5 protein-coding genes are annotated in these 2,093 nt (G+C 75.1%); all 5 read right to left on the minus strand.

Going from position 1 to position 2,093, the window contains the following annotated elements:
• The coding region (moaC, locus tag VI078_10265) for a cyclic pyranopterin monophosphate synthase MoaC (protein HEY5999668.1) at window positions 1–410 on the minus strand (410 nt) is incomplete at its 3' end.
• A 119-nt stretch (window positions 411–529) separates the two neighbouring features.
• Window positions 530–982 carry a molybdenum cofactor biosynthesis protein MoaE gene (locus VI078_10270; protein ID HEY5999669.1) on the minus strand — a complete coding sequence of 151 codons (453 nt, stop codon included), beginning with the start codon at window positions 980–982 and terminating at the stop codon, window positions 530–532.
• 9 nt (window positions 983–991) lie between these two features.
• Entirely contained in the window at window positions 992–1,246 is a 255-nt protein-coding gene (gene moaD / locus VI078_10275) for a molybdopterin converting factor subunit 1 (GenBank protein ID HEY5999670.1), read from the minus strand.
• Window positions 1,243–1,626 (minus strand): hypothetical protein, encoded by a 384-nt coding sequence (locus VI078_10280; protein HEY5999671.1) that lies wholly within the window; start codon window positions 1,624–1,626, stop codon window positions 1,243–1,245. The genes moaD and VI078_10280 overlap by 4 nt, the downstream gene beginning before the upstream one ends.
• Window positions 1,627–1,703: 77 nt before the next feature.
• The coding region (locus VI078_10285; GenBank protein ID HEY5999672.1) for a tetratricopeptide repeat protein at window positions 1,704–2,093 on the minus strand (390 nt) is incomplete at its 5' end.

Here is a 2,093-nt window from a genome sequence, read left to right on the forward strand (position 1 = left end):
CGCTTCGCGAGCAGGCGCACGTCGCGGACGGTCATCCAGCGGTCGACGGCCTTGCACATGTCGTAGACGGTCAGCCCCGCGACGGCTGCGGCGGTCATGGCCTCCATCTCGACCCCCGTCTGGCCGATGCAGCGCGCCACCGCGAGGATGCGCAGCGCCGTCTTGCCGTCCCCATCGGGGGCGGCCTGGAAGGTCAGGTCGACCTGCGAGAGCAGCAGCGGGTGGCAGAGCGGGATGACGTCCGGCGTGCGCTTGCCGGCCATGATCCCCGCCAGGCGCGCGGCCGAGAGGACGTCGCCCTTGGGGATCTCCTTGGCGGCCACGAGCGCCCACGTCGCCTCGTCCATGACGACCGTGGCCTCGGCGACCGCCTCGCGCTGCGTCTCGGGCTTCCCGCCGATGTCCACCATGCGGGCGTTCCCGTGGGCGTCGAGGTGGCTGAGTCCCGCCGCGGGCGGCGGCGTCTTCGCCGGCGCCTTCGCCCGGGACCGCGTCGGAGACTTCGTCGCGCTCTTCGCTGCACGCTTCTTCATGGGTGCGCCTCCAGCCAGACGGCCCCGTCCGGGGCGTGCTCCTTCTTCCAGATCGGCACCGACTTCTTCAGCTCGTCGATGCACCACGAGCAACCGTCGAAGGCGGCCGCGCGGTGCTCCGCCGCCGCCGCGATGAGCACGATCTGCTCCCCCGGCTCCAGCTCGCCGAAGCGGTGGACGACGACGAGGTCGATCAGGCCGAAGCGCTCGATCGCGGCCGCGCGCAGCTCGGCGAGCTTCGTCTCCGCCATCCCCGCGAAGTGCTCGAAGAGGATCTTCGTCACCGCGTGCCCCTGCGAGAAGTCGCGCACGAGCCCGACGAAGACCACGACCCCGCCGACGCGCCGGGTGCCGCCGGTGACGCGCGCGAGCTCCGCGGCGACGTCGATCGGCCCGCGCTGGACCCGCGCCCGCCCGTCGCTCCCCGGCATCGCCCCCGCGCCCCCCATCCGCGTCCCCTACCCGCCCGACACCGGCGGGAAGAACGCCACCTCGTCGCCGTCGCGCAGCGCCGTCGCCGCCGTCGCATACTCGTGGTTCACCGCCACGAGCAGCGCCCCGGAGCGCAGCGCCTCGCCGAGCGCCGGCGCCCGGGCGGCGAGATGCTCGCGCAGCCGCCCGACGTCCGGCGCCGGGCCGTCCCACGCGACCACCTCCGCGTCGACGCCGGCGCGCTCGCGCAGCAGCGCGAAGTAGCGGACGGTCAGCCTCACCGGCTGACCCCGGCCTCGAACATCGCCCGGCGGACGCGCTCGAGGCCTTCCTGGTTGTCGGCCTTCTCGAAGGCCCGGTACGCGAACCAGAGCATCCCCGCCGCGAGGGCGGTCTGCCCGAGCGCCACCCACTCGGCCGGCGACGGCGCCTTGCCGAGCGCCTTGAGCGCCGCCTCGTAGGCGAAGGCGTCGCCGGCCGCGTTCGCCGCCGCCGCGACCTGCCCGATGCCCTCCGTGTCGCCCCCCTTGACGAAGGACTCCAGGGCCTCCTCGAGCAGGCCGGCGCCGAGCAGCGCCCTGCCCTGCGTCCGCAGGGCCCCCGCGTTGGCCTGGGCGGCGTAGATCAGGCCCCTCTTCTCGAAAAATCCCGGCACTGCCATGCTGGTGCTTCCTCCCCGCGCGTCCCGCGGCCGGCTCGCTCGCCGTCCGCGCCCGCGCCCTTACGATAGCACACCGCTCACTGCAGGTGCCGCAGCGCCGCGTCGAGGCGCGCGGCCCAGACCTGGTCGGCGCCGAGGAGCTTGCGGGCCCGCTGGAAGCTCTCCAGGGCGCCGACGTAATCGCCACGCAGCTCCGCCGCGCGCCCGAAATGAAAGTCCGCCTCGCCGAGCGCGCCGGTGTCCACCAGCCCGAGCGCGAGATGGTAGTGCGCCTCGGACAGCTGCGGCGCCAGCTCCGTCGCGCGGCGGTAGTGGCCGAGGGCCTCGCCCGGCGAGCCCTGCGCGCGCAGGATCTCTCCGAGCAGGTAGTGCCCGACGGCGGAGGCGGCGCCCCCGGGCAGGCGCTGCGCCCGTTCGATCTCCGCGCGCGCCGCGGCGCCATCGCCCGCCGCCCACAGGGCCCCCGC

It is taken from the genome of bacterium (genome assembly GCA_036524115.1).
Taxonomy (GTDB): Bacteria; JAUVQV01; JAUVQV01; order JAUVQV01; family DATDCY01; genus DATDCY01.